General features: G+C 71.8%; 22 protein-coding genes and 1 riboswitch. Of the genes, 10 read left to right on the plus strand and 12 right to left on the minus strand.

The genetic code is table 11. From position 1 onward, the window contains the following. Positions 1–14 precede the first annotated feature (14 nt). Positions 15–485, minus strand: coding sequence for a peroxiredoxin (locus H030_RS0112795; protein WP_027006393.1), 471 nt, complete (start codon positions 483–485; stop codon positions 15–17). Positions 486–507: 22 nt separating this feature from the next. On the opposite strand from H030_RS0112795, the gene H030_RS0112800 reads away from it, so the two are divergent. From H030_RS0112800 to H030_RS37015, 4 genes are all read left to right on the plus strand, one after another. Further along, positions 508–1,650, plus strand: a complete 1,143-nt coding sequence (locus H030_RS0112800; RefSeq protein ID WP_231398433.1) for a M20/M25/M40 family metallo-hydrolase — start codon at positions 508–510, stop codon at positions 1,648–1,650. A gap of 90 nt (positions 1,651–1,740) precedes the next feature. Next, positions 1,741–1,911: riboswitch (cyclic di-AMP (ydaO/yuaA leader) on the plus strand. Between the two features lie 127 nt (positions 1,912–2,038). Beyond that, positions 2,039–3,133, plus strand: a complete 1,095-nt coding sequence (locus H030_RS37010; protein ID WP_051222561.1) for a peptidoglycan-binding domain-containing protein — start codon at positions 2,039–2,041, stop codon at positions 3,131–3,133. A 109-nt stretch (positions 3,134–3,242) separates the two neighbouring features. Next, positions 3,243–3,962 (plus strand): TIGR00730 family Rossman fold protein, encoded by a 720-nt coding sequence (locus H030_RS31790; protein ID WP_035127623.1) that lies wholly within the window; start codon positions 3,243–3,245, stop codon positions 3,960–3,962. Between the two features lie 21 nt (positions 3,963–3,983). Next, positions 3,984–6,338, plus strand: a complete 2,355-nt coding sequence (locus H030_RS37015; RefSeq protein ID WP_231398434.1) for a calcium-binding protein — start codon at positions 3,984–3,986, stop codon at positions 6,336–6,338. Positions 6,339–6,822: 484 nt separating this feature from the next. On the opposite strand, the gene H030_RS37020 is transcribed toward H030_RS37015, so the two are convergent. From H030_RS37020 to H030_RS0112845, 6 genes are all read right to left on the minus strand, one after another. Beyond that, positions 6,823–7,200 carry a helix-turn-helix domain-containing protein gene (locus tag H030_RS37020; RefSeq protein WP_196809118.1) on the minus strand — a complete coding sequence of 126 codons (378 nt, stop codon included), beginning with the start codon at positions 7,198–7,200 and terminating at the stop codon, positions 6,823–6,825. A 319-nt stretch (positions 7,201–7,519) separates the two neighbouring features. After that, positions 7,520–8,614, minus strand: a complete 1,095-nt coding sequence (locus H030_RS0112825) for a DUF2600 family protein (RefSeq protein ID WP_027006395.1) — start codon at positions 8,612–8,614, stop codon at positions 7,520–7,522. 27 nt (positions 8,615–8,641) lie between these two features. After that, entirely contained in the window at positions 8,642–11,221 is a 2,580-nt protein-coding gene (locus H030_RS0112830; RefSeq protein WP_027006396.1) for an ABC transporter permease, read from the minus strand. Further along, the gene (locus H030_RS0112835; RefSeq protein WP_027006397.1) at positions 11,218–11,898 is read right to left on the minus strand and encodes an ABC transporter ATP-binding protein; all 681 of its coding nucleotides are present in this window, start codon (positions 11,896–11,898) and stop codon (positions 11,218–11,220) included. The genes H030_RS0112830 and H030_RS0112835 overlap by 4 nt, the downstream gene beginning before the upstream one ends. 5 nt (positions 11,899–11,903) lie before the next feature. Then, entirely contained in the window at positions 11,904–12,632 is a 729-nt protein-coding gene (locus H030_RS0112840) for an ATP-binding cassette domain-containing protein (protein WP_027006398.1), read from the minus strand. Then, entirely contained in the window at positions 12,629–13,168 is a 540-nt protein-coding gene (locus tag H030_RS0112845; protein ID WP_027006399.1) for a PadR family transcriptional regulator, read from the minus strand. Before H030_RS0112845 ends, H030_RS0112840 begins: the two co-directional genes overlap by 4 nt. A gap of 125 nt (positions 13,169–13,293) precedes the next feature. On the opposite strand from H030_RS0112845, the gene arfB reads away from it, so the two are divergent. Beyond that, entirely contained in the window at positions 13,294–13,713 is a 420-nt protein-coding gene (arfB, locus tag H030_RS0112850; protein ID WP_027006400.1) for an alternative ribosome rescue aminoacyl-tRNA hydrolase ArfB, read from the plus strand. Here arfB and H030_RS0112855 read toward each other — a convergent pair. Continuing rightward, positions 13,673–16,330: an EAL domain-containing protein gene (locus H030_RS0112855; protein ID WP_027006401.1), complete on the minus strand. Its 2,658-nt coding sequence runs from the start codon at positions 16,328–16,330 to the stop codon at positions 13,673–13,675. The two genes, arfB and H030_RS0112855, sit on opposite strands and share 41 nt — an antisense overlap. A 99-nt stretch (positions 16,331–16,429) precedes the next feature. Here H030_RS0112855 and H030_RS31805 point away from each other — a divergent pair, with 99 nt between their 5' ends. The 3 genes from H030_RS31805 to H030_RS0112870 all read left to right on the plus strand — a co-directional run bounded on the left by H030_RS31805 (position 16,430) and on the right by H030_RS0112870 (position 19,072). Then, positions 16,430–17,218, plus strand: coding sequence for a SigB/SigF/SigG family RNA polymerase sigma factor (locus H030_RS31805; RefSeq protein WP_051222567.1), 789 nt, complete (start codon positions 16,430–16,432; stop codon positions 17,216–17,218). Between the two features lie 36 nt (positions 17,219–17,254). After that, positions 17,255–18,757: a long-chain-fatty-acid--CoA ligase gene (locus tag H030_RS0112865; protein ID WP_027006402.1), complete on the plus strand. Its 1,503-nt coding sequence runs from the start codon at positions 17,255–17,257 to the stop codon at positions 18,755–18,757. 111 nt (positions 18,758–18,868) lie between these two features. Continuing rightward, positions 18,869–19,072, plus strand: a complete 204-nt coding sequence (locus H030_RS0112870; protein ID WP_027006403.1) for a cold-shock protein — start codon at positions 18,869–18,871, stop codon at positions 19,070–19,072. A 205-nt stretch (positions 19,073–19,277) separates the two neighbouring features. Here the strand turns inward: H030_RS0112870 and H030_RS0112875 are convergent, their stop codons facing one another. The 4 genes from H030_RS0112875 to H030_RS31815 all read right to left on the minus strand — a co-directional run bounded on the left by H030_RS0112875 (position 19,278) and on the right by H030_RS31815 (position 22,252). After that, positions 19,278–19,622 carry a rhodanese-like domain-containing protein gene (locus H030_RS0112875; RefSeq protein ID WP_035127625.1) on the minus strand — a complete coding sequence of 115 codons (345 nt, stop codon included), beginning with the start codon at positions 19,620–19,622 and terminating at the stop codon, positions 19,278–19,280. 10 nt (positions 19,623–19,632) lie between these two features. Then, complete coding sequence (locus H030_RS31810; RefSeq protein WP_051222570.1) at positions 19,633–21,081, minus strand: methyl-accepting chemotaxis protein; 1,449 nt, start codon at positions 21,079–21,081, stop codon at positions 19,633–19,635. 85 nt (positions 21,082–21,166) lie between these two features. Then, positions 21,167–21,997 carry a GNAT family N-acetyltransferase gene (locus H030_RS0112885; RefSeq protein ID WP_155892028.1) on the minus strand — a complete coding sequence of 277 codons (831 nt, stop codon included), beginning with the start codon at positions 21,995–21,997 and terminating at the stop codon, positions 21,167–21,169. Positions 21,998–22,021: 24 nt separating this feature from the next. Next, the gene (locus tag H030_RS31815; protein WP_035127628.1) at positions 22,022–22,252 is read right to left on the minus strand and encodes a DUF6458 family protein; all 231 of its coding nucleotides are present in this window, start codon (positions 22,250–22,252) and stop codon (positions 22,022–22,024) included. A 37-nt stretch (positions 22,253–22,289) separates the two neighbouring features. Here H030_RS31815 and H030_RS0112895 point away from each other — a divergent pair, with 37 nt between their 5' ends. Then, positions 22,290–23,441, plus strand: coding sequence for an acyl-CoA dehydrogenase family protein (locus H030_RS0112895; protein WP_027006406.1), 1,152 nt, complete (start codon positions 22,290–22,292; stop codon positions 23,439–23,441). A 67-nt stretch (positions 23,442–23,508) separates the two neighbouring features. Beyond that, a complete protein-coding gene (locus tag H030_RS37025; protein ID WP_051222572.1) occupies positions 23,509–24,135 on the plus strand; it encodes a metallopeptidase family protein in 627 nt (208 codons plus the stop codon). Positions 24,136–24,337: the final 202 nt, after the last annotated feature.

A 24,337-nucleotide genomic window follows, 5' to 3' on the forward strand; every position in this document is an offset into this window, starting at 1 on the left:
TAGTTGTCGTAGGACTACACGACCGGCGCGGCCGGCACGCCGGCCAGCGCCTCGGTGAGCTCGTCGACCGACACGTAGTCCAACCCGAGCGCGTGGATCTTGCACCACGCGACCGTGCCGTTGGCGTCGATGATGAACGTCGCGCGCTGGGTGCCGAGCACGGGGCGGGTCACCCCGTACAACTTGGCGACCGCCTTGTCCGGGTCCGCCAGCAGCGGCACCGTCAGGCCGTGGTGATCGATGAAGTCGCGGTGCGACTCGACGTCCTGGCCGGACACCCCGACGACCATCGCGTCCAACGAGGACATGTCGTCCGCCCGGTCCCGGTAGGAGCAGAACTGCTTCGTGCAGACCGGCGTCTCGTCGCCCGGGTAGAACAGCAGCACGACGCGCTCGCCGCGGTGCTCGCTGAGGTGGAACCGGCCGTCGGTGCCCTCCAGCTCGAAGTCCGGTGCCTGATCGCCGACGCGTGGTCCCTTGGCCATGACGTGCAACTGTACCCAGGCCGTGGACCCATGGATCTCCGAAAGTTCAGTCTCGATCGCCGACCGCGCGCTCGCCCAGATCGAAGCGCTGGTGGGCGTCTCGACCCCGTCGGGCGACGTCAAGGGCGCGCAGGAGGCGCAGGCGATCGTCGCCAGCCTCCTCCCGGACGGCGCGCAGGTGGAGCACCTGCCGTGCTCCAGTCCCGACCACGCGCCGGACTTCTGCGCGCGGATCACCGGGACCGGCACGCGCCGCATCCTCCTGCTCGGCCACCTCGACACCGTCGTCGCCCACGACGCGCACCGACCCCTACAACCTGATCCAGACAACGCCGACGTCATGTACGGGTCGGGCACCGTCGACATGAAGGGCGGCGACGTCCTCGCCCTCGGCGTCCTCACCGCGCTGGCCAGGCGCCCCGAGCTCCACGCCGAGGTCGCGCTCCTGCTCGTGGTCGACGAGGAGTGGCGCGTCGGCCCGTTCACCCACGTCGAGCGCTTCGCCCACTTCGACGCCTGCCTCTGCTTCGAGGCCGGCGAGCTGGACCCCGACCGCAACGACGCGATCATCGTCAAGCGCAAGGCGGCCGGCACGGTCGAGGTCCTGGCCCACGGCCGCAGCTCGCACTCCGGCGCCGCGCCCGACGCCGGGATCAACGCGCTGCTCGCGCTCGCCACCGCGGCGCAGAAGATCGCGGCCGAGCACGACCCCCACGGCCCGGACCATCTCACGGCCGTCCCGACCGTCATCCGCGCCGGCGACGCCTTCAACGTCGTCCCGGGCGAGGGGCGCCTGATCGCCGACACGCGCGCGGACAGCCTCGACGCCTTCGCGCGCGTCATCGACGCGGTCCCGGAGGAGCTCCCGAGCGGCGCCAGGCTCACCACCCGCCTGCAGCGCGAGTGGCCCGGGATGGACTCCCGCGCGACCACCGCGGACCTCCTCGAACAGGCGTCCACGCTGCTCGGGCGTCCGGTCATCGGCGCCCAGCGGGGCGGCGCGAGCGACGCCTCGCACTTCGCCTCGGCGATCCCCCTGACCGTCGACGGCCTCGGCCCCCGGGGCGGCGCGGCCCACAACCCCGGGGAGTTCGTCCGGGTCTCGAGCCTCAAGAGCCGGGCCGAGGTCGCCCTCGCGGTGGCCCTGGCGGCGCTTCACGGATAACGGCCGGCTGAACGCGCGATCAGCGGGTGGTAAGCGTCCGGACGTCGTTATGACGACATCCCGCCGCCCCATTCGCTACGCTCCCGCGGTCGTTGAACCAAGCCGAATCCCTGGGGAACTTCTCCAGGGAGCGGGGGACCCACTGGCCTGAGCGCGTGCGTTCAGGCCCGGGGCGAATCATCGCGAAACGCCGCGAAGTAGCGCCGCTCTATTGGCGCGAGCCCGACAGCTAACCCCGTAGGCGCCACTAATAGAGGGGTACTTCCCGTTGTCGTCGTCGCCGTTCCGCTCGTCCGTAGTAGGTGCAGTCCTATCTGCGGTCGCCGTGTTGTCCTTCCCGGTCGTCGCGGCCGCTGACACATCGGCTTCGAGCACCGCCGCCCCCGCGATGTCGACCGCCGCCCCCGGCACGACCGCCGCGCCGACGACCACGGCCACCCCGAGCGCGAGCACGACGAGTACGTCGACCGCCTCGTCGACCGCCGTCACCGCGACCGCCGCGGCGGCCCGCAAGCTCGGCACCAAGCCGCTGCGCTCCGGCGACCACGGCGCGCGCGTCAAGGCGCTGCAGACGCTGCTCAGCTCCGCCGGCTTCAAGACGTCGACCGACGGCCAGTACGGCCGCGGCACCGTCACCGTCGTCCGCAAGTTCCAGCGCGCGGCCAACCTCCGCGCCTCCGGCGTCGCCGACGCCAAGACGCTCACCGCGCTCAAGAGCGCGACGGACGGCTCGGCGAGCTCCAACTCCTCCGGCGGCTTCGACGTCCGCGCGACCGGCGGCTCTCAGCACCTCGGCGATCGCATCCCGCTCAAGAAGGGCATGAGCGGCCACGACGTCCGGATCCTCCAGGACTTCCTCCAGCGCGCCGGCTTCGACACGTCGATCGACGGCGAGTACGGCGCCGGGACCGTCAAGTCGGTCAAGCAGTTCGAGACCGACCAGCAGGAGACGGTCGACGGCGTCATCGACGCCAACGACATCGACCTGCTGCGCTCGCTGGTCGCGGGCGACGCGACGACGCAGGCGACCGGCTCGACCACGCCGAACCCCGCGCAGACCACGCCGGGCGCCAAGGCGACCGTCGGCTCCGACGGCCTCGCGGTCGCGCCCGCCGACGCGCCGGACGTCGTCAAGCAGATCATCGCCGCGGGCAACGAGATCGCCAAGACGCCGTACCACTACGGCGGCGGCCACGGCAAGTGGCAGGACAGCGGCTACGACTGCTCCGGCTCGGTCTCCTACGCGCTGCACGGCGCGGGCCTGCTCGACAGGCCGCTGACCTCGGGCGACTTCGCGTCCTGGGACGGCGCGCAGAGCGGCCCGGGCCAGTGGGTGACGATCTACGGCAACGCCGGCCACGTGTACATGGTCGTCGCGGGCCTGCGCTTCGACACGTCCGGCCGTTCCGCCGCCGGAACGCGCTGGCAGACGGCGTCGCGCTCGTCGTCGGGGTACACGGTCGTGCACCCGACCGGGCTCTAGTTGTAGGACTTCTCCGCAGGGGTGCGAGGGCAGTGCGAAGGCGGCGGGAGCCCGGGAGGCGCCCGCCGCCTTCGTGTTCCTGCAGTCGGGGTGATACAACCTCGCCTCCGTGAGCCCCACTGCCGATCCCGCCCGTCCGCACCCGCCCTCGACACCGGACGAGGAGCTGCTCGGCACCAAACGCCGTTCGGTGATCGCGACCCGCACCGAGCAGCAGCGGATCGAGCGGATCGACCGCGACCTGGAGGCCGGCTTCGAGGCGCTGCGCGACCTCGGCCCGGCCGTGACGTTCTTCGGCTCGGCGCGCGTCGACCCCGACCACCAGTACTACGGGCTGGGGCGCGAGACCGCGCGGCGCGTGGGCCAGGAGGGGTTCGCGATCATCACCGGCGGCGGGCCGGGGCTGATGGAGGCCGCCAACCGCGGCGCGCGCGACGCGGGGGTGACGAGCGTCGGCCTGAACATCCAGCTGCCGTTCGAGCAGGCGCCGAACCCGTACCAGGACATCGCGCTGACCTGCGCGTTCTTCTTCACGCGCAAGATGATGTTCGTGCGCTACGCCACGGCGTTCGTGGTCCTGCCGGGCGGGTTCGGGACGCTGGACGAGCTGTTCGAGGCGCTCGTGCTGGAGCAGACCGGAAAGATCCGCGACTTCCCGATCGTGCTCGTCGGCGAGTCCTACTGGGGCGGGCTCCTGGACTGGATCCGCGAGCGGCTGCTGGACGAGGGCATGATCGCCGAGCGCGACGCCAGGCTGCTGATGGTCACCGACGACCCGGAGGAAGTGGCGCGCGCGGTCTGCCGCGCGCGCGACGTGCAGGAGGCGTAGCGGGGAGGCGTCGCGGCGCGGGTGGCGAACGGGGGAGAGATGCGCTGCGTTCTTCTCGCCGCTGCCTTGCTGTGCGCCCTGCCGGCGAGCGCGAGCGCACGTGTCGCGCTGCTCGCCGGTGGCGGGAGCGACGTCACGATCCTGGATGTCGGCTCGGGGTCGGTGCTGCGGAGGGTGGTGCTTCCCGGACCGTCGACCGCGGTGGCGATCGCGCGCGACGGGCGCGTGGGCTGGGCGGCGGGCGGTGGGCAGGTGCTGGCGCTCGACCTCCGGGCGCCGTCGGTGATCGCGCCGGCCGTGGCGCCCGCGCCGGGCGGCGGGCTGGCGGCGACGACGACGCTGCCGCCGGAGCCGCTCGCGCTTGCGTCCGCGACCGTCGGCCCGAGGGCGCTGGGCGCGCCGGTCGTGGCGCTGGCGGTCTCGCCGGGCGGCGGGACGCTCTACGCCGCGGCAGGGACCAAGATGTACGCCTTGGATGCCCGGACGCTCGCTCCGGTCGGCAGCGCCGAGCTGCACGGCACCGCGCTGGACCTCGCGGTCGCGCCGGGCGGGACGCAGGGCGCCGCGACGCTGCGCGGCGGGCGCGTCGCGGTCCTCGACCTGGACGGCCCGCGGCTGCTGCGGCGCGTGAGGGTCAAGGGTGCGAGCGGCGTCGCGTTCGCGGGTGGGCGGGCGTGGATCTCGACGACGCGCGGGCGGCTCCGGACGCTTCCGCGCGGGGCGAGGAAGGCGACCAAGGGCATCAAGGTGCCCAAGGCGCTGTCGGGCCGGATCGCGGTCGCGCCGGATGGCCTACATCTTGCTGTCGGTCCGGGCGTCGGTGGTGCGAAGGGCGCGATCGTCGACCTGGCGCCGCAGGCGGTGCACGTGTTCCGGACCGCGGCCGGCCCGGCCGCGCCGGCCTACGCGCCCGACGGGCAGCGCGCGTACCTGGCGGGCGGCGCGGCGGTCTCGCTGGTCTCGGCGTTCGGCCACGCGCGGACCGGGATGCTCCCGCTGGCGGCGACGTCGATGGCGGTCCAGCCGGGGCTCGCGCTCGCGCTCGGCACCGACGGCCCGGACACGGTGATCGGGACGCGCTCCCAGGACCTTCTTGAAGGCCTTGGTGGCGACGATCGCCTCGACGGCGGGCGCGAGAACGACATCCTGCACGGCGGCGACGGCAACGACGTCCTCGACGGCGGGCCCTACGACGACCGGCTCGACGGCGGCGCGGGCGACGACAGGTTGAACGGGTCGTCCGGGAACGACGCGATCGACGGCGGCGACGGGGCCGACACCGCGACGGGCGGGACCGGCAACGACCGCATCCACGGCGGCGCCGGAGACGATCGGTTGGATGGCGGCGCGGGCGACGACCGCATCTACGGCGAGGAGGGCAACGACCTCATCGACGGCGGCGCGTTCGGCAACGATGCGCGGCTGATCGGCGGGCCTGGCGACGACACGGTCCACGGCGGGCGCGGCAGCGACCACATCATCGAGGGCAACCAGGGCAACGACAAGCTCTACGGCGAGTCGGGGACCGAGCACATCCTCGGCGGCGACGGCGACGACCTGATCGACGGCGGGTCCGCGCGCGACCTGCTGGAGGGCAACAACGGGTCGGACACGATCGCGGGGTCCGACGGCGACGACCTCGTCGAGGGCGGTGCGGGTGCGGACCTGCTCGACGGCGGTGACGGCGCCGACGAGATGTACGGCGACGGCGGGGCGGACACGATCACCGGCGGGCCGGGCGCCGACGTGATCGAGGCCGGCGATGGCGACGACACGATCCGGGTGGCCGACGACAGCGGTGACTCCGTGGATTGCGGCGACGGCAACGACACCGTGTACGTGGAGAACACCGCGCCCACGCGCGATCGGTTGGTCGGCTGCGAGTCGGTCGTCCCGATCCCGCCCGAGCAGGCAACGACGACAACAACGACGTCGCTGATCAGAGGCACCACCGGCAACGACGTGCTGCACGGGACGCCGGGCCCGGACTCGCTGTTCGGCAAGCAGGGCAAGGACAAGCTCTTCGGTGGCGGGGGCGACGACTACGTCGACGGTGAGTGGGGCGACGACGAGCTGCATGGTGGTCCCGGCGACGACACGATCGCCGGCCGCTCCGGCGACGACAACATCTGGGGCGACGCCGGCGACGACCAGATCACCGGCGACCGCGGCGCCGACCACATCTCCGGCGGCGCCGGCAACGACACCCTCTTCGGCAACCTCGGCCCGGACACCATCTCCGGCGGCTCCGGCGACGACCGCATCAACACCGTCCGCGGCGAGACCGACACCATCCACTGCGGCTCCGGCCACGACACCGTCCCAGCCGACCCCACCGACCACATCGCCTCCGACTGCGAAGACATCCGCCGCTAACCGCGGCGCCCTCTCGCTCTACACGGCCCTCATCGCCGCGGCACCGCCAACGCTCGCGACCGCGGCCGTCGCTCCTGGCATCGCATCCGGAAGGGCAACCATCCTCCTCCTCGCGGCGCCATCACTGTCGGCGGTCTTTGCCGTCACCCGTCGCAGCAGCGCACTTCCCGCTCCACACGGTCCTCGTCGCCATGTCTCCACCACCGCTTGCGTCCGCGGCGGTCGCCGTGGCGCCGCGTCTGGCATGGCTACTAACCCTCCTCCTCGCGGCACCGCCACGGCCGGTGTCCTTTGCCGTCACCCGTCGCAGCAGCGCACTTCCCGCTCCACACGGTCCTCGTCGCCATGTCTCCACCACCGCTTGCGTCCGCGGCGGTCGCCGTGGCGCTGCTTCCGGCATGGCAACCAATCCTCCTCCTCGCGGCGCCGCCACTGCCTGCGGTCCTTGCCGCCATCCGCCGCAACACCGCGCCGTCGCTGCGTCTCAGCTGCCCGCCCGCTCCGTCGACTGGTGCGCGATCTGGCGGACCTCTGGGCCGACACGGTCGATGATCGCTCGGAGGTCGCGGCGTGCCGCCTCGTCGAGGGATACCGGGACGGGGTAGCCGCCGTCGGACGCCGGCACGGTCAGGGCGCCGCAGATGCTCAGGAGGTTCCCGACCTGGTCGACCAGCGGTGCGTCGTCGCGCTCGGGGACCAGGAGGTAGAGGTGCTCGACGGCGCCGCGGACGCGGCCTTCGTCCGCCAGCTCGATCACGCCGGCCGACGACAACGTCCGGACGTGGTACGCCACCGACCCCAGCGTCCCGCCGGTGATCCGGCTGATCTGCGTCGGGCTGATCGGCTTGCCGTAGCTGCGCATCACATCGACGATCTGGTCGCGCACTGGGTGCGGTCGCAGGGTCGCCAATCGCTTCTGCTTCTCACGCTTCGTGGCCATCAAGTTGAACCCGGAGTAGTTGGTGTGGTCGGCGGCTGGGTGTGGGCAAGCCACGCGGAAGAAGGGCCCGCCCACACCGTCGCCGCTCGTCGCGCGAGCGCGACAAGTGCATGAAGTCGCTCGAACGTGTCGGGACGGTGCGGAACCTAGAGCGCGCCGCGTTGCTCCGGTAGTCGCCACGGCAGTAGTGCGTCGCGCAGTACTGCCTCGCGCAGTACGACGCACCGATCAGACTTGGTCGCTAGCCGGCCCGTTGCCCGTATGCGATCCGCCAAGCGCGGAGGAACGGCACCAGGACGCGCGTCAACGTTCCCCCGCTCCGGACCAGCGCCGCGGTCGTCGCCCGCCGCTCGGGCCGGCGCGCCGCGTCGCCGGAGAGGAACAGCGCCGCCATGCCGCCGACGATCACCACGTGGCGCTCGCCCACCGGCAAGGCGCGCACGCGCTCGATCGCGCCGGTCAGCAGCGTCGCGGTGCGCCCGGCCGCCTGGCCGGCGGAGCCGTAATAGCCGAACCAGTTGTGCGCGCCACTGTTCTTGTCCGCCTCGATGTCGGAGTAGCTGTCCAGGAGCGCACCGGTGCTCGCGACCCAGGTGTACGCATCTGCAGCACGGGCCATCCGCTCCGCGTCGATTCCGGGATCGGACGCCATCGCGAGCACCGCCATCGCCGACAGCAGCGAGCTCGCACCACCGGCAAGCTCCCACGACGCGAGCCCGGCCTGGTCGGCGAAGTGCGAGCCCGCCCAGTGCCGCATCAGCGCCGAGCGGCGCACCGGATCGGGCTCGTGCTCGATCTCGAAGCTCACCGCGCGTCGCGTCTCGCGCAGGAGGGTGTCGCATGCGGCGGGATAGCTCGGAAGCGCGCGACAGGCGTCCCGGCACGTGGCGATCAAGGCCTCGAAGTAGCCACCGTCGTCGCCGAGCTCGTTGTTGATGATGTCGCCGGGAAACGGCGGGCCGTGCGCGTCGAGCGCGTGCTCGGCGAGCCACATCCAAGGCCGCGGCCCGCCTAGGCGGCGCCCGTCGCTCTCCAAGACGATGTCCAGGACGTTGAGGAGCGTCTGGAGCGCGACGAGCGCGCGCAGCAGGTCGTCGCTCCGGCGCTGGGGCACGGTCCAGAACAGCGCGGCGCCGTCGACCAGCGCCCGTCCCTCCTCCATCCCCTGCAGGACGAGCGCGCGCAGCGCGGCGTCAGGGATCGCGCCGGCGCGTGCGCTCCAGGCCCGGAGCTCAGCCTTGACGGCACGCAGCCCGTAGGCCAGCTCGCGCCCGGCGCCCCTGCCGAGCGCGACGGCCTGTCGTGTGGTGAGCGGTGCCGGATCGCGATGGCTCATGCTCGGCCCCGGAGGCCATGACGGCGGCTAGCCCTTGAAGCGAGGTCGCACCCGCGCCACGAGGTAGCCCGGGAGCATCACCGTGAGCAGGGACGCCCCGGCCACCAGTGCGACCGCTTCGATCGTGGTCGCCGGCTGCAGACGGTTGTCCGTCGGGAACCCGGTGATGACCTGCACGCCGTGGGATCCGAGGACCTGGCCGAGGAGCGAGAACACACCACCCGTCAGCGTCGCCGTCGCGAACAGGATCACCGCCTCTAGGATCAACGACCCCCACAACAGCCGGGTCGAAAGACCATGCGCCTTCAGGGCCGCCAACCCCGGGCGGTGCTGCCACAGCAGCCCGGTCATCGCCGCGCTCATCGCGACCAGGGCGGCGAGCAGCGTCAACCGGGCGATCTGCTTCAGGCGCTCCAGCCCGCCCAACGCGGAGTTGAGCTGGCGCGCGTCGCGCTGCCTCGCCGTCTCGACGCGCAGCGCGGCCGAAGCTCCTCCGAGCGCGCCCGCGATCCGCCGCTGCAGCTGGTCGGCGCCGACGCCGGCTGCCGGCGTCACGTGCAGCGCAGCCACTCCGCCGCCCTCCCACGAAGCGGCGAAGTCCGCAGCGCTGACGACGACCGCCCCTCCCGACCACCCCAAGTTGGTGGTGATCGCTGCGACGCGCACCCGCAGCGGGTGTGGCGTGGGGAGCGTCACGACGTCACCGATCCCGGCGTCGAGGTCGTCGGCGATGGCCTTCGACAACGTCACCCAGCCGCCCTGGCGCAACCGCCGGATCGTCGCCGGTCCGTCGCCCTCGACGATCTGCTCCAGCGGCAGCGGCGCGGGCGATGCCGCCGGGGTCCCGATCATCCAGGTCCGCCACGGGCCGACGTCCACGAGGCCGGCGCGGTAGGCGTCGACGCGCCCGACCCCTTCCGTGCGCCGAACGACGGCGACAGCGCCGCGCGCGTCGAACGGCATCGTGCCGAACACCTCGCCGGCGCCGCGCGGCGTGATCCAGATCGGCGCCGCCGCGTTGAGCTCGTGGACGTCGGCGGACAGCCCGGCGGTCAGGTTGAGCCGCGCTCCTTCGAGCGACGCGGCGCCGAACACCGCGACGGCGCCAACCGTCGCGATGGCGAGCGTGCGTGATCTCAACTGCGGCGCACGGATGTGCTGGAGCGCCAGCTGCAGCGCAGACGACGTCCGGGCTCGCAGGTTGAGACGTTCGATCAGGCTCGCGGTTCCATCGACGATCGTCGGGAGCGCACACACCATGCCCACACCGAGTGCGGCGAGCCCGGCGACGACCGCGCTCGGCCAGAACGCGGCGACCACGAACGCCAGGACGAGCGAGCAGATCGCCACGAACCGCAACGCCCAACCGGCGCCGCCGGAGCCGGCGGACTGCGCCGTGGATGCCGGACGGAAGTGGAACGGCATCGTCGTGAACACGGCTCGCCGGACGGGCAGGAGAACACCGATTGCCGCTGCCAGGAGCCCCGCAGCCGCGGCGACCGCGACGCTCTGCCAGGTGACGACGCGGACGTCGCCGGTCGGGAAGGCTCCGGCCAGGAAGCTCACGTCCGATGAGAAGCCGGTGCGTGAGAGCAGCTCGCCCAGGCCCAGCCCGAGGACGACACCGGCTCCGCCGACGACCGCGACGTCCACGAGCAGCGTCGTCAACGTCGCGACCGGTGGGTAGCCGAGCGCTCGTTGCTGTGCGGCCAGCCGCTGGCGTTCGCTTGCCGTCACCAGCAGCGCGCACGCCGCGAACAGGAAGCCGACGAGCGCGCTGACGATCGCGAAGACGAGCGTCGCCTGCGCGGTCGGTGACGCCGCCTTGTTGAACAACAACGTCTCGAAGCTGGAGGGAGCGACATTCCAGCGCCCGGCGGCGAGACGGTCCAGCCCGGACCGGACCTGGTCGACGCGCCCGGGATCGGCTTCCACGAGGATCCGGGACACCTGGCCGTCGGCGTGCGCGAGGCGCTGGAGGTAGGGGAGTGGCACCAGCGCGACCGCGGTGTCGGAGAGCGCGCCGATCTCGTCGCGGCCGGAGACGACGACAGGCTGGGCCACCGTGCGCCCGTCGACCTCGAGCCGGACGTCGTCGCCGACGCCGACCCCGATCGCCTCAGCGATCGGCTTCGGAAGGATCACGGCTTCCTGGCGTGCGGCGTCGTCGCTGCTGAACCCCTTGAGGAGGTCGCCCTTCAGCTGGACGATCCGCGGGTCCGCCCCGAACACCATCACCCCACGCTGCCCCCTCGGACCCTCGAGGTTGCCGGAGAGCTGAAGCGCGGGCGCGGCGCGGCGCACTCCGGGGATCGCGAGCACCTTGTTGTACACGTCGGCCGGCATGCCCACGTTGGCGCGCGAGAGGATCTGCAGCTGGCTCCTGCCGACCAATCCGTTGTTGATGGCCTTGACCGGCCCGGACAACGAGGTCGAGGCGACCTGCGAGGCGTACAACAACGCGACACCGATCGCGATGCCGAGGATCGCGAGCAGCTCCTGGATCCGTCGACCGCGGAGCCGGATCAGGTACAGCCGCAGCGCGCTGCCGAAGCGCAGACGACCGACCCGGGGTCGCCGCGACGTCTCCGGCGCGGTGGCGCTCATGACGTTGTGATCGCCTCGGTGAGGGTGCCGTCCTCCAGCGTGAGCGCCCGGTCGGCGAACGCGATGGCGTGGGCGTCGTGCGTCACGAGCACGGTGGCGACGTCGTGCTCGTGGGTGATGGTGCGCAGCAGCTCGAGGACCTCGTCTCCGCGCCGGCGGTCGAGGTTCCCCGTGGGCTCGTCGGCCAGGAGGACGCGCGGTTCGGTCGAGAGCGCGCGGGCAAGCATCACGCGCTGCTGCTCACCGGTCGACAAGGTCTCGACGCGATGGTCGAGCCGGCGTCCGAGGCCGAGCGTCTGGAGGATCGGCACGACCTGCTCACGCGCCCGGCGCCAGGTGCCGAGCACGACGAGCGCCTTCATGGCGGCGTTGTCCAGCGCCGAGGCGCCGGCGATCAGGTCCGCCTGCTGGCCGACCCATCCGACGGTCCGCAGGCGATAGGCCGACGCGTCCCGTGCCCCGAGCGTCGTGATGTCCTGGCCGTCGACCATGACAGCGCCGGAGTCGGGCGGCTCGATCGCGGCGGCAATCCGCAGCAGCGTGCTCTTGCCGGACCCGGACGGGCCGAAGAGGGCGATCATCTCGCCGCTTGGAACGGTGAGGGAGAGCCCGTCGATCGCGCGGATCGTCTCTTCTCCCGACTGGAAGGACTTGCGGACGTCGCGGAACTCGAGCATGGCCGTCAGCTGCTGCCGGTTGCGGGAAACGGGACGACGGTCCCCGGCGTGCGGGGCGCGGCGTCGCGCGGGATTCCTCCGTCCAGGATGCCGTCGTCGAGTCCCCAGATGCGGTCGGCCCCCCGCAGCTCCTTCAGCTCTGCAGCGGTCATCAACACTGACACGCCGTCCGCGGCGAACGAGCGGAGCAGCTTCATGATGCTGGGTCGGCGGTCGCCGCCCATCCCGGCGACCGGATCGTCGACGACGAGAAGGCTCGGCTTGCGGGCGATCGCCTGCGCGAGCGCGACGCGCATGCGCTCCTCATCGGACAGGTCCTCCAACCGGTCGCGCGCCTGGTCGATCACGCCGGTGCGCTCCAGAGCGTCATAGGCGCGTTCCATCGCGGGCTTCCACGACATGTTCATCAGAAGCGTCGAGGCGATGCCTTCTGCGACCGTGGCGGGTCCCACGCCGGCGCTCTGACGGCTCGCGAAGCCGACCTCGCTGTGCAGCCGTCCGCCGCCATCCGCGCCGACGATGCTCGCGCCGCGGAACAAGACGACGCCCGCATCGGGCGTGAGGATGCCCGCGGCGACCTTCGCGAGCGTGGTCTTGCCCGCACTGCGATCGGCCCAGACGCCGGCCAGCACGCCCGGCTCCAGTTCGAGCGACAGGCCGCGGAGGACGTCGATCCGCCGATGCCCGCGCCGATACGAGACGTGGACGTCGTCGAGACGTAGGAGCTCGGTCATGACGTCGGTGGGGGTTGGACGGACTGCGCCAGCGCGTGGCGGATCTCGCGCAGCAGCTGCGATCGCTCCTCGACCTGGCTGGTCTCGATCGAGTCCAGCATCGTTCGCGTCACGAGTCGCCACGGTGCTCCGCTGGCGACCAACGGTCCGAGGTCCGGCACTCCGAGGCTCTCGAGACGGTCCAGGCATTCGTTCTCGGCCCTCTGGACCCACCGGATCAGCGCGGGGATGTCCTGCTGGCGCGCGCAACCGATGCGCAGCCACAGCTCCTCCATCGACCTGGGCTCGGTGTCCATCCACTCCGTGACCCGCAGATGGCCGAGTGCCGTCACGGCGTACCGCCGGCGATCGCGGCCGGTGCGGGCCGGCGGCTCGTCAGGATCGACCTCCTCGATGAGCTGCTCATCGAACAGGTCGTTCAACGACTTGTAGATCGTGCTCTCGCTCGGCACGAGCGGCCCGCTGATGGGCCAGTCGTCGATGTCGCGCCTCAACCGATAGCCGTAGGCCGTCCCGTACTGGGCGACGAGACTCAAGATCGCGTGTTTTGTGAACGGATACGGCAACCGGAGGTCCCTTTAGAGACATGAGCATATCCGGAGGCTCTCTGATCGCAAGGGCCCCGCGGAGTGCCGCAGGGTCGCGTACCTTGTCGTGCGTCATGCCCGAGGAGGCTCTGCATCCGACGCGCTCCGTCCGCATTCCGCTGGATGAGGTTGTCGTGCGTGCGTCGCGGTCGAGTGGGCCGGGTGGGCAGCATGCGAACGTCACCGCGTCGCGGATCGAGGTGAGCTTTGATGTCGCGGCCAGTGAGGCTCTGACGGAGGCTCAGAAGCAGCGGATCATGAACCGGGATGGGCCGGTCGTTCGCGCGATCGCCCAGGATGCGCGGTCGCAGATCCGGAACCGGGAGCTGGCGCTGAAGCGGCTCGAGGAGCGGCTCGCCAAGGCGCTGCATGTCGAGCGACCGCGGAGAGCTACGAGGCCGACGAGGGCTTCGAAGAGGCGGCGGGTCGATGCGAAGACGCGGCGGGGTGCCGTCAAGCGTGATCGGCGACGGCCGAGCGGCGCAGAAGACTGAGCAGCTCGGGCTCCGGCACCGGCCGCGAGAACAGGAAGCCTTGGGCCAGCTCGCAGCCGAGGCGCCGCAGCGCGGCCAGCTGCTCCGGCGTCTCGACGCCTTCGCCGACGACCGGCAGTGAGAACGCGCGCGCCAGGCGCACGATGGCGTCGACGATCGGGCCGCCGCGCCCGTCGAGGTCGGCGACGAACGAGCGGTCGATCTTCAGGCCGCCGATCGGCAGCTCGGCGAGTCGCGACAGCGACGACCAGCCGGTCCCGAAGTCGTCCAACACCAACTTGACGCCCAGCCCGCGCAGGCGATCAAGGACGACAAGTCGGTCCGGCCCGCGGTCGATGAGCATCGACTCGGTGATCTCCAAGGCCAACAACTCGCTCGGCAGCCCGGTCGCGGCGAGCGTCGCCTCGACGGTCTCCACGAGCGTCTTGTCCAACAACTGGCGCGGCGACAGGTTCACGTGCACCGGGATCCTCGGCTCCCACGCCGCCGCGGCCGTGCACGCCAGCTCCAGCACGCGCCGCCCGAGCCCGACGATCAGCCCCGACTCCTCGGCCACGCCGACGAACTCGCCCGGCGCGAGCAGCCCGCGCTCCGGATGGCGCCAGCGCACGAGCGCCTCGACCGCCTCGACCGCAGCAACCGCGCCCGGCGCGCCGCCGCCCGCGCCACCCGCCGTCGACACGATCGGCTGGTAGTGCACTTCGATCTCGCCCGCATCCAGCGCCCGCCGCAGCCCCGCCTCGGTCTGCAGCCTCCCGACCGCCCACGCGCGCATGCCCGTGTCGAACAGCTCGATCCGCGACCGCCCCGCCTCCTTGGCGCGGTACATCGCGGTGTCGGCGTCGCGCAGCAGCGCGTCGCCGTCCTCGGCGCTGTCGGTCAGCGCGATGCCGATCGACACCCCCAACATGTGGTCGTCGCCGCCCGCCCGGAACGGCCGCGCGAACGCCGCCGCCAGCCGCTCGGCGATCAGCCGCGCGCCGGCTTCATCATCAACATGCTCGCACAGCACCACGAACTCGTCGCCGCCGAAGCGCCCCACGACGTCGCCCGGCCGGACCGCAGCACGCAGCCGGTCGGCGACCTGGCGCAGCACGTCGTCACCCGCGCGGTGGCCCAAGGAATCATTGACGGTCTTGAAGTGATCGAGGTCGCAGAACAGCAGCGCGATCGGCCCCGCGTCGCGCTCCGCCGCTTCGGCCAGCCGCTCCAGCAGCAGCGTCCGGTTCGGCAGCTCCGTCAAGGGATCGTGCAGCCCGCGCCGCCGGATCTCCTCGTCGGAGGCGAACCGGTCCAGCGCGTCGCCCAGCACGTTGGCCATCGACTGCAGGAACGTCACGTCGTCGCGCGAGAACGCGTCCTCGCGCCGGGCGTACGCCGCCAGCACCGCGTGCACGCCCCCGCGCCCCTGCACCACGACCGTGACACCGCTCACCGCACCAAGTGCTGCAACAAGCTCGGCCTGCACGAACCGCCGCTCGCGCCGCGCGTCGCCGACGATCACCGGCTCGCGCCGGATCAGCGTGAACCCCTCCTGACCGTCGGCCCACCCGCCCGGCACCGTCGCACTGCCAACCTGCGAACGCGCGAACCCCGCGCCCGCCCGCAGCGCCAGCACGCGCCCCTCGTCGGCCAGCTCGAAGACGCCCGCCAGCTCCACGTCCAGAACGGACCGCGCCGTCTCGACCGCGCGGTCCATCAGCGCCGCGGGGTGCTCGGCTTCCAGCGCGCGCTCGCCCAAGGCGGCGACCGCCGCCTGCTGGGCGGCCCGCCGCTCCAGCGTCGCGATCAGCTCCAGGCGCTCGGTCATGTCGTGGTAGACGGCGACGAAGCCGTCGATCCCACCGTGGTCGTCGCGGACCACGACCGCGTCGATGTGCCCGTCGAACTCCTCGCCGCCGCGGCGCTTGAGCCGCCACGGCGCCGTCCAGCGGCCGGCGTCGCGCAGGGCGGCCCGCGCGCGCTGCACGTTGTCTGACGACTCGGCCGAGACGACGTCGACGACCGCGCGCCCCAGCACCTCCTCCTCACGCCACCCGAACAGCCGCTCCGCGGCCGGGTTCATCGAGCGCAGGCGGTTCTCGCCGTCCATCGACAGCACCGCCGCGTCCACGTGGGCCAGCGTCGTCGCCTGGATCCGGACGCGCTCGTACAGCCGCGCGTTGTCCAGGACCAGCGCGACCCGCGCCGCGACCTCGCCGACCAGCTCGGCGTCCTCGCGCCGGTAGCCGCGCTTCGCATCATCGCGCGCGCACGCGAGCACGCCCAGGACGCGCCCGCGCGAGCGCAGCGGCGCGACGATCGCCGGCCCGTCGGCGGCGGTCACCTCGCGCTCCAGCACGTGCGCGGTCAGCGCCTCCGGCAGGACCGGGGTCACCGACTCGCGCGCGACGTCCCGGTGCGCGTACGGACCGAGGACCAGCGCCTCGTCGCCCGGCTCCTGCATCCACATCGCGGCGCCGTCGCCGAGCACACGCGCGCACCAGCGCACCGCGACCTCCAGGACGGCCTCGGGGTCGAGGCTGGCCTGCGTGGCCTGGCGCAGCAGGTCGGCGAGCGCGGACGAGCGGCCCTCGGGCGTGAGGGCGTCCGGCGGGGTGGAGGGGCGTGGCGGCAAACCACCCATGGGATCGGCCGATCGGATGGTGAGCCTTGAGCAGGGGCGAAAGAGTGCGGACACCGTTTATCGGTCCGTCCGCACGGGAACATGCCACCCATGACGACCGTGACCACGCAACGCTCCCACGCCCCTGAGCCCTTGCGCGCGCCCCTGTCCGATGCGCAGCTGCTCGCGCAGTACGCAGAGACGCGCGATCCGTCGCTGCGCGCCGCGCTCGTCGAGCGCTTCATGCCGCTCGCACGGTCGATCGCCAAGCGCTACCGCAAGGCCGAGGAGCCCTTCGACGACCTGCTCCAGGTCGCCTCGCTGGGCCTCCTGAAGGCCGTCGACCGCTTCGACCCCGCCCGCGGAATCGCGTTCTCCTCCTTCGCCGTGCCGACGATCGTCGGCGAGCTGCGCCGCCACTTCCGCGACCGCTGCTGGTCGGTCCGCCCGCCGCGCGAGCTGCAGGAGCGCGCGCTGGAGGTCGACAAGTACCGCACCGAGCTGACCACGCGGCTGGGCCGCTCGCCGTCCGTGCGCGAGCTCGGCCAGGCGCTGGAGCTCGACGACGAGCAGGTCCTCGAGGCGCTGCAGGCCCAGCAGGGCATGCGCGCCGCGTCGCTGGACGCCCCGCGCGGCAACGGCGAGGACAACGACGCCACGCTGGCCGACGCCCACGGCATCCTCGATCCGGAGCTGGCCCGCGCCGAGCACCGCGCGACGCTCTCGCGCCTCTTCGAGCGCCTCGACGAGCGCGAGCAGCGCGTCCTGCGCCTGCGCTTCGAGGAGGACCTGACGCAGGAGCAGATCGGCAAGCTCGTCGGCGTCTCGCAGATGCAGGTCTCGCGGATCATCCGCGGGGCGGTCGCCAAGCTCGCCGCCGCGCGCGGCGAGTCCGGGTGAACGCGCGCGTCTCGATGACGGCGTAGGCTGCCGCGGATGGGCAGCAACCTCGCCACGATCCTGACCGAGTCGGCCGCGAAGTTCCCGGAGCGGGAAGCGGTCAAGCTCGACGACGCCGTCTTCAACTACAAGTTGCTCGACGAGGCCTCGGCCCGCGTCGCGAGCATGTTGAAGGCCAAGGGCCTGCAGCCCGGCGACCGCGTCGGGATCATGCTGCCCAACGTCCCGTACTTCCCGGTCGCCTACTACGGCGTCCTGCGCGCGGGCGGCGTCGTGGTGCCGATGAACGTGCTGCTGACCAAGCGCGAGGTCGGCTTCTACCTCAAGGACCCGGGCGCGAAGATCGTCTTCGCCTGGCACGACTTCCTCGAGGCCGCGCAGACCGGCGCCGACGAGGCCGGCGCCGAGGTCATCAACGTCAAGCCGGGCGAGATCGAGGGCGAGATCTTCGCCCACGAGCCCGACTTCGACGTCGCCGACGTGGCCGAGGACGACACCGCGGTCATCCTCTACACCTCGGGCACGACCGGCCAGCCCAAGGGCGCCGAGCTGACCCACAGCAACCTGAAGCTGAACTGCGAGGCGTCCGCGTCGCTGTTCGACCTCGGCGAGACCGTCGTCGTCCTCGGCGCGCTCCCGTTGTTCCACTCCTTCGGCCAGACCTGCGGGATGAACGCCACCATCTCGCGCGGCGGCTGCCTGTCGCTGATCCCGCGCTTCGACCCCGCCAAGGCGCTGGAGATCATCCAGCGCGACAAGGTGAAGGTCTTCGAGGGCGTCCCGACGATGTACGGCGCGATGCTGCACCTGCCCAACCGCGGTGACTACGACACATCGTCGCTGGAGACGTGCGCGTCCGGCGGCGCGGCGCTGCCCGTCGAGCTGCTGCGCGGCTTCGACGAGGCGTTCCACTGCAAGGTGCTCGAGGGCTATGGGTTGAGCGAGACCTCGCCGGTCGCGTCGTTCAACCACCCTGACAAGGAGCGCAAGGCCGGCTCGATCGGCACGCCGATCAAGGGCGTCGAGATGAAGGTCGTCGACGAGGACGGCAGGGACCTGCCGGTCGGCGAGGTCGGCGAGATCGTGATCAAGGGTCACAACGTGATGAAGGGCTACTGGAACAAGCCCGACGCGACGGCCGACGCGATCAGGGACGGGTGGTTCCACTCCGGCGACATGGCCAAGGTGGACGACGACGGCTACTTCTTCATCGTCGACCGCAAGAAGGACATGATCATCCGCGGCGGCTACAACGTGTACCCGCGCGAGATCGAGGAGGTGCTCTACGAGCACCCCGCCGTGCGCGAGGCCGCGGTCGTCGGCGTGCCGCACGACGACCTGGGGGAGGAGGTCGGCGCCGCCGTCGTCCTCAAGGACGATGAGTCGGTCAGCGCCGACGAGCTCCAGGCGTACATGAAGGAGAACGTCGCGGCCTACAAGTACCCGCGGCACATCTGGTTCGTCTCCGAGCTGCCGAAGGGCCCGACCGGCAAGATCCTCAAGCGCGAGATCGAAGCACCGATCCGCGACGCGTCGTAGCGCTGAGTTTCACGGTCCATTCACGGACGGCGCTTGCGCCACCTGGTACGTTGCGCCCGACCGGCCGGGGATGAGATCCGGCGCAAGCAGTACATGGAGGAATTGGCTGACATGGCCAGCGGCACCGTGAAGTGGTTCAGTGACGACAAGGGCTTCGGCTTCATCACGCCGGACGAGGGTGGCAAGGACTTGTTCGTCCACCACTCGGCCATCATCGCGGATGGCTACCGCTCTCTCCCCGAGGGCGCGCAGGTGAACTACGAGGAAGAGGCAGGGGACAAGGGCCCCAAGGCCGTCAACGTCACCCGCATCTGACAGCCGGTCACCGGCTTTCGAAGTTGCAGCACGAAGGCCCGCTCATTGGCGGGCCTTCGTCGTTGTCCCCTCCTAGGTGAGAAGGATGACCAAGATGATGATGATCAGCAGCGTGCCGAGTCCGATGTACATGAACACGGGCTACCCACGTCTCGCGAACCGGACGCGAAGTGGCGCTCTGCTTTGTGGAGCGGTCGGGCCGGCGCTAGTGCTCGGCGACGCCCGCGCCCGCGGGGTCGAGCGGCAGGCCGTCCGCGTCCCACGCGACCAGCCCGCCTTCCAAGCTGTAGGCCTTGCGGCCCACGGCCCGGAACGCCTGGGCGGCCATCAGCGAGCGCACGCCGGAGCGGCACTGGAAGACGACCGGCCGGTCGTCCTCGATCTCACCCGCCCGCTGCGTCAGCTCGCCGAGCGGGATGTGCTGGACGTCGCCCGGGATCCGGCTCTGGGCCCACTCGCTGTCCTCGCGGACATCGACGATCTGGACCTCGCCGCCTTCGAAGCGGCGCTGCGTCTCCGCAGCGCCGATCTCGATGTTGTCGTCGTTCACCCTCGGGAGTCTAGGACCGCGAGAGCACGAAGCGCCCCGCGAGGCGGTGCAGCTCCTCCGCCGAGCGGGTGAGCTCGTCGGCGGACTCCGCGATCTGCCTGGTCGAGGCGACCGTCTGCGACGACGACGCGGCGACCTGCTGGGCGGCGGCGCTGGACTGCTCGGCCACCGAGGCGACCTCGCCGACGTCGGCGTCGACCTTCTGCGAGCCGGCGGCGATCGAGGTGATCGACGCGGCGATCTCGGCGACGCGCGCCGAGGTGGCCTCGACGGCCTCGCCGATCGAGGCGAACGACGCCCTCGCGGCCTCGACGGTCGCGACGCCGTCCTCGGTGCGGACCGCGCCGTCCTCGACGACGGTCAGCGCGCGCTCGGTCTCGGTCTGGATCTCGGCGATCAGCGAGGCGATCGACGACGCCGCCTGCTGGCTCTCGTCGGCCAGCTTGCGGACCTCCTCGGCGACGACCGCGAAGCCGCGGCCCTGCTCGCCGGCGCGGGCCGCCTCGATCGCGGCGTTCAAGGCCAACAGGTTGGTCTGCTCGGCGATCCCGCCGATCGTGTCGACCATCGAGCCGATCCGCGACGAGCGCTCGCCGAGCGAGCGGATCGCGGCGGTGACCTCGGCGCTCGAGCCGGACACGGCGATCATCGCCTCGGACGCTGCGCCGACGGCGGCGGCGCCCTCGTGGGCCAGCTCGCGAGCACGGGTCGCCTGGTCGGCGGCCGCGGCGGCGCCGGCGGCGGAGTCCTGGGTGGCGGTCGCGACGCTCGTCGACAGGCCGCGCACCTCGATGACCGACGCGACCTGGCGCTCGGCGCCGGAGGCGACCTCGCCGACGGCGCGGGCGATCTCGTCGACCGCGCGGCCGGCCTCGTCGGCGTCGGTCTGCACGCGGCCCGACACGGCGGCGACGGTCTCGGCGGCGTCGGAGAGGTCGTTGACCATCCCGCGCAGGCCGGCGGTCATCCTGGACAGCGACCGCCGGAGCTCGTCGCGCTCGGAGCGCGGCGTCAGCTCGCCGGACAGGTCGCCCTCGGCGACGCGACCGGCGTGGTCGGCGATCACACGCAGCTCGCCGAGCATGCGCTGGACGGCGCCGGCGCTGCGGCCGACCTCGTCGAAGTCGTGGACGAGCAGCCTGACGTCCGGGTCGAGGTCGCCGTCGGCGATCGAGCCCGCCGCCTTCGAGATCTCGGACAGGCGCTTCTTGATCTCGATCTGCGACCACAGCGACATCGCGACCACGCAGGCCAGCAGCAGCACGGTGCCGGCGATGAACGTGGTCTTGGCGCTGCTCACGCCATGGTTCAAGTTGTTGGCGTCGATCGCGCTGATCCTGTGCAGCACGACGGCGATCTCGGCGCTGACGAAGATCAGCAGCGCGACGACGGCCAGCACGAGACGCGTCCGTGTGGACGCGAAACGGCTGACCTTGTGGGTCCCCTCCACCTCGGTCATGGCCCGTTTCTCGGCATCCACGCACGATGCTTGAGCGGTGGAGGCGATTCGTCAACGGGTTGGCCGCCCGTCCGGGTGGGGCGGTTCAGCCCCAGAAGAGGTTGAAGAGCCCGAACTGCTGGTCCGGGTTCCACGCCACGGCGGGTCCGAGGCGCATGCGCAGCGCGTCGTTGAGGCGCACGAAGCGCCAGGCGCGCAGCGCGTCGCCCGCGGCGAGGTTGCCGTCGGGGACGATCAGGGTGCCGGCCGACGGGCCGGAGGTCGCGGCGGCCATCAGGGCAACGCCGGTCTCGGGGCGCGTCGAGGCGATCGCGGTTCCCGCGCCCCACGGCGAGGCGATCGCCCAGCCGACCATGCCGTTCACGCCGCCGGGCGCGAAGACGCCGGCCAGCGGGTTGATGGCGTCCAGGACGTTGTCGCGGCGCTCGCCGGTCACGCCGTGGTCGAGCGTGCGCAGGCGCGCGCGGTCGGCATCGCCGAGGCGCTGGAGGTCCAGCGGCGGGGCCGCGCCCGCGACGCCGCGCCAGGCGATCGCGCGCTCCTCGGCGACGAAGCCGAGGCGCTCGTAGACGGGGCGGCCGGCCTCGGTCGCGTAGAGCAGGACGGTCCGGGCTCCGCGGCCGCGCAGCCACTGCACCGCCGCCTCGGTCAGCGCGGTGCCGAGCCCGCCGCGGCGCGCTTCCGGGGCGACGCCGACGGCGCCGATCCAGCCGGAGGTGGCGAACACCGCGGTGCACGCGACGCCGACGACGCCGCCGTTGCGGCCCTCGGCCACGAGGATCGCGGCGTTCGGCGAGCGGCGCGGGTACTCCAGCAGCCGCGCGACCTGCGAGCCGAAGCCGGCGCGGCGCAGCACGTCGACCGCGAGGGGAACCTCGCGGTCCATCGCCGGGCGGATGGCCGATGCGATGCGCACCGGCGTGAATCTATCCGGCGCGGCCTAGTACCGCGGCGGTGCCGGGGGCTCCACGTAGGCGCGATCGTGCGTGACGACGGTCTCCCGGCGGCGCGGGGCCATCAGCAGGAACAGCGAGATGACCAGGCCGACGATCCCGACGATCATCAGGATCAGGCCGACGGTGGAGAGGTCGATGCCGCTGACGTTGTCGGTCACCGCGAAGCGCAGGATCGCGCCGGCGGCGAAGAGGAAGAGGGACGTTCCGATGCCCATGACGCCCGGTGTACCCCCGATGAATACGCTTCAGCCCATGAGCACGATCGCCTCCGACGTCTACGACATCCCGCAGGAGCACAAGGACTTCCGCGACCTCGTACGCCAGCTGGCGGTCGAGCAGGTCGCACCGCGGGCGGCGGAGATCGACCGCACCGACGAGTACCCGTGGGACCTGCGCAGGCTGCTGGCCGACAACGACATCCTGGCCCTGCCGTACGCCGAGGAGTGGGGCGGGACCGGCACCGGGACGATGATGCTGCAGATGGCGGTGGAGGAGCTGGCGAAGGCCTCCGCTTCCGTGGCGTTGATGCTGATGGTCCAGGAGCTGGGGTCGCTGCCGATCGCGCTGTTCGGCTCCGAGGAGCTGAAGGCGCGGTTCCTGCCCAAGTGCGCCACCGGTGAGTGGTCGCCGGCGTTCTGCCTGTCGGAGAGCGAGTCCGGGTCCGACGCGGCCGGGATGCGCACGACCGCGCGGCTGGACGGCGACGAGTGGGTCATCAACGGCACGAAGTCGTGGATCACGAACGCGGGGGTCGCCGACTTCTACGTGGTGTTCGCGGTCACCGACCGGGAGAACCGGCGGGTCACGGCGTTCGTGGTGGAGAAGGACCGCGAGGGGTTCTCGGTGCCGAAGTACGAGCACAAGCTGGGGATCCACGGGTCGCCGACGGGGCAGCCGGTGTTCGACGACGTGCGGGTGCCTGCGGAGAACGTCATCGGTGAGGTCGGGCGGGGGATGAGCGTCGCTCTGGGCACGCTGGAGCGCACGCGGCTGGGCGCGGCCGCGCAGGCCGTGGGGATCGCGCAGGGCGCGACGGACTACGCGGTCCAGTACGCCAAGGAGCGCACCGCGTTCGGCAAGCCGATCCTGGAGCTGCAGGGGTTGCAGTTCAAGCTCGCCGACATGCAGACGCGGACGGCTGCGGCGCGGGAGCTGCTGTACAAGGCGTGCGCGAAGATGGACCGGGGCGAGAGCGACAAGGCGATGTACTCGTCGATGGCCAAGCTGTTCGCGTCCGACACCGCGATGTACGTGACGGTCGAGGCCGTGCAGGTGCTCGGCGGCTACGGGTACGTCACCGAGTACCCGGTCGAGCGGATGATGCGCGACGCGAAGATCACGCAGATCTACGAGGGCACCAACGAGGTGCAGCGGGTCGTGATCGCGCGGCAGCTGGCGCGGTAGCGCCAACTGGCTGTGGGTGGTTCCTGGACGCGGTCGCGCGCGCAGTAGTCTGGTGCGCGATCCGCCCATGAACCTGCGCCGTACCCTCTTCGCCGCCGTGATCGCCATGAGCCTTGGGCTGACGGCGATCGTCGTCCTCGAGGGCTCGTTCTCGGAGGTCGGGATGTTCCGGATCCTCGAGGTCGCGGCGATCGTCGTCGTCGGCAGCGCCGCGATGCTGGGTGCCATGGCGATCGTCGGCGTCCGGATGGCCGGCTGGAAGGAGCCGGAGTCCGAGGCCGACTTCGACCGCGTCGTCATGCGCGCCGAGCGCCTGGCGCGCGACGGGACCGCGGTCGAGCCGACCGAGGACGAGTTCATGGATCTCGATCCCTACGACGACAGGGACTTCGAGGAGCTCGTCCGCGACGCGATGGACGACCTCCCGGACCTGCTGCGCGCCGCTTTGGATCGCAACGTCGCGGTGGTCATCAGCGACGGCGGCCGCCGCCACGGCGCCTACGGGTTGTACAACGGCGACGGTGCGTCGCACGACAACTTCCCGGACAAGATCATCATCTTCCGGGACACGCTGCGCCGCGACTTCGGCCACGACCCCAACCTCCTACGCCACCAAGTCATGATCACCGTCCGCCACGAGCTCGCCCACCACATCGGCTTCGACGAGCTCGGCGTACGCGACCTCGGCCTCTAGAGGCCGCCCGACGGACGCGCGCCTCCCCGGCGCGCCCCCTCGAGTCACGCGCGCCCTTCTCGCGGCAACGCAACCGCTTGATCCGCGGCTTCGCTTCGCGCCTCTGCGGGCGGGGTGGTTGGAGGCGCTTCGCTTGATCGTCGTCGCTCGCTGAGCCGCCGCCGGTCGCGTTCTTTGCCGCCATCCGTCCGGCACCGCAACG

The organism is Conexibacter woesei Iso977N, assembly GCF_000424625.1.
GTDB classification, from domain to species: domain Bacteria; phylum Actinomycetota; class Thermoleophilia; order Solirubrobacterales; family Solirubrobacteraceae; genus Baekduia; species Baekduia woesei_A.